The following is a 2,729-nucleotide window of genomic DNA, read 5'->3' as shown; positions in this document are numbered from 1 at the left end:
AGTCTAAGAATGGTATTATTTATCATTAAATCTTTCTACTGCTGTAAACCCTTCAGGTTTCATGAAGTCTCTAAGAAATTTCCGTAAACTTTAAGGATAATGATTGTTTCTTAAGGAGAGGAATATGATGAATAAAAAATGAGGTATTATTTTCGATAGTTAAGATGTAGGAGTGAATAGTTTGCAGGATTGGATTCTGCCTTACTCTAAGATTCTCCTAGCACTTGGCGGCGTTGGCAGAGAGGTGAACGCTGCAATAGTTGCTTTCCATTTGGCCTTGGAAACTGGAGGAGCGGTAATCGGGTTCCATGTTCACGAGTCTGATTCCTCAGAAGCTGATGCAAAACACTTTTTTGAGGATATTAAAAAAATAGCCTCCAAGTATCGTGTCAAATTCGAAATAAAGTATTGTGGATCCAAGAAGAGTGCAGCCCAAGAGATTATAAGAGAGTTAAAGACTGGAGGGTACGATGTCTGTATTTGTACCGCTAGAATGAAGTTTTGGTCTAAGTTTTTTGGTAGCGTATCACGTGAAATTGTTAGAAAATCTCCGGTTCGAGTCATTCTCGTTTATAATCCAGATCGATATGAAGTTCTACCTGAAAAGTTGAGTACCATAATAATTCCTCGGGAATCGGAGTATCTGGATAGAATCGCCATTGAAACCATTTCCACCATCGCTAGCTCTTGGTTTACCAGAAACGTTAAAATTTTTTTCGTACATGTAACAGAAATTCCCCCAACTGTACCCATAGAGGCTTCTCTAGAGTCCACAGAAATACGTGACGAGGAACTAGGATTCCTAAGAGAGGTAAGTAAACAAATTGTCTCAACCGCCACCAACATTACACCGGGGGTGATAGTTTCTAGAGATAGGGCGAAGGGTATAGGAACATTTGCTAAAAATGTGAATGCGAATCTTATAGTTATGGGAGCTGAAAGGAAGAACTATGCTCCAAGATATTTTTCAAAAATATTTAGGGGTGCTCGAGCCCGGTTTGTGGAGTCCTTGGCAGACCAGCTTTGCTGCCCGGCGGTCTTTGTTTTCCCCTAAATTTTGAAACTACAAAATAAATGACCGAAAAACCACCGATCCATAAAACAAGTGATAACAATGTAACATTGCTCATAAAAATCAAGGCAAAAAAAGTCATTGAAGCACCAAGAAAGGGTATTACCCAGAAAGACTTGCTTTTACTTCGAAGCCGATAATTAGAAACATTCACCAAGAAAAAGATGATTATAAAAGACGAACTGGCTAAACCCGCCACAAGCCCTAAATCTCCAAATAACGCAAGAACCAAGGATATAACACTAGCCACAATCAAACTAAAATAAGGTACATGAGACCTTCTACTCAATTTAATAAACTGTCTAGGAAAAACACCATCACGCGACATCACATAAGCCAATCTACTAGTACCAAAAAGAGTAGCGTTAAAAGCGGAGGCCGTGGAAAGAATACCCCCAAGTCCCACAAGAATTTCACCCCACTGGCCCACCCAGGTCTGCTTTATAGCCTCAGCAAGAGGAGCTTCACTAGCCCCCGCCTGATACCAAGGTATAAGACCAATCATAACAATAACGGTAAAAAGATAAATTATGTTAACCACTATAATTGTAATATAAATCGCCCTACCAACATTCCTTTTAGGATTTCTTATTTCTTCACCTGTTGTAGGTATTAGATCAAAGCCTTCATACGCAATGAATATAAAGGTAACCACAGCCATAATTGGCAAAATTGCATTCTGAAAAGTGGTGGGGGTAAAAATCCCTAAAAAAATTTTGGAGTAATCAATACCTTTCGTAGGGTCCACGATTTCGATCCTGGGAGACAACATGAATGTTAAGCCCGCCACTATAAAAAATATTAAAATGGCAACTTTGCTCAACACTATTATGGCTTGAGTTCTACCAGTTTCTGAAACACTGGCGAAATTTAACAATCCGAATACCGCAACCAAAGCTAACACAATTATTTTCTTATCGATAAGCTGGAAAGAGTTACCTATAATCTGAGAAACAAACGATCTATCTAAGCCATAAACAGTACTTATAAAATCTATTATTGCTCTCTGATTACTATTTACGAAATAGCCGAGATAATTAGAAAAACCCACCGCGTAAGTAGAGCAGGACACCAAATAGGCAAACCAAAGGGTAGCACCAGCAACCACTCCCACTATGGGTTTTTTAAAAGCCCTCGCAATGTAAGTATAACTAGCACCACTTTCTGGAAAAAGTTTGGACATTTTAGAGTAACTATACCCAGTTAAAAAACTTGCTATCCCACAAAAAACAAAAGATAAAATAACCGCAGGGCCAGCAGTTCCGTATGCAAGACCCAACACAGCGAAGATTCCCGCACCGATACTCGCACCTATTCCAATCATAACGGCATCCAGAAGCCCTAGCTGCCGAATGAGTTCTCTCTCGTAAATAATGCCTTCAATGTCCTTTTCTTTCCTGTCACTCATATTGGTACGTCTCTGATGAAGTAATAGGTAAAATAACGTATTGAGTTTATTCATAAGTTTTTTGGAGTTTCAAAAATTAAAAATTCCGGGTTAAAAAATTCTTTTATAAGCATTTTTATGGATATGCATTAAGAGTGATGACTAATCTTTCCTATTAGGAATGTTTTAAAAAAAGCAAAAGCAATATATTTCTAAATCAGTATTTGAAAATGAAATAGGTTATTAAAACTGGTTTTGGCTGGTGAGCAG

At 38.2% G+C, this 2,729-nt stretch carries 2 protein-coding genes; one reads left to right on the top strand and one right to left on the bottom strand.

Annotated elements, in window-relative coordinates; genetic code table 11:
* Positions 1-181 precede the first annotated feature (181 nt).
* Complete coding sequence (locus tag ACUVXA_RS19415) at positions 182-1,054, top strand: hypothetical protein (protein WP_445872944.1); 873 nt, start codon at positions 182-184, stop codon at positions 1,052-1,054.
* On the opposite strand, the gene ACUVXA_RS19410 is transcribed toward ACUVXA_RS19415, so the two are convergent.
* The gene (locus ACUVXA_RS19410; protein WP_445872943.1) at positions 978-2,480 is read right to left on the bottom strand and encodes an APC family permease; all 1,503 of its coding nucleotides are present in this window, start codon (positions 2,478-2,480) and stop codon (positions 978-980) included. The two genes, ACUVXA_RS19415 and ACUVXA_RS19410, sit on opposite strands and share 77 nt — an antisense overlap.
* Between the last annotated feature and the right edge of the window lie 249 nt (positions 2,481-2,729).

The sequence above is a fragment of the Candidatus Jordarchaeum sp. genome (assembly GCF_052745115.1).
The sequence above is the reverse complement of the archived record's forward strand: the minus strand, read 5'-3'. Positions and strand labels throughout refer to the sequence as shown.

Coding starts and splice junctions, on each gene's coding strand:
- ACUVXA_RS19410 (WP_445872943.1), bottom strand. CDS start 2,480: ATGAGTGACAGGAAAGAAAAGGACATTGAAGGCATTATTTACGAGAGA.